General features: G+C 38.2%; 1 pseudogene. It reads left to right on the plus strand.

Going from position 1 to position 272, the window contains the following annotated elements:
• Window positions 1–272 (plus strand): annotated as a pseudogene (locus HMPREF3264_RS05415) (chorismate mutase); the annotation flags it as partial.

Genomic DNA, 272 nt, shown 5'->3' on the forward strand with positions numbered 1-272 from the left:
CTTATGAAAAGGCGACTCGAAATACTTTAGATATTTCTGCAGTACCTATCTTAAAACAAGGTACACATTTACCTGTAATGGTCGATGTTACACATAGTACAGGAAGAAAAGATATTATGTTACCAACTGCGAAAGCTGCATTAGCTGTCGGTGCAGATGGCGTAATGGCTGAGGTTCATCCAGATCCATCTGTCGCTTTAAGTGATGCAGGTCAGCAAATGGACTTAAATGAATTCAATCAATTTTATAATGAACTCAAACCACTTGCAGAT

It is taken from the genome of Staphylococcus sp. HMSC62A08 (assembly GCF_001839105.1).
Classification (GTDB): Bacteria; Bacillota; Bacilli; order Staphylococcales; family Staphylococcaceae; genus Staphylococcus; species Staphylococcus caprae.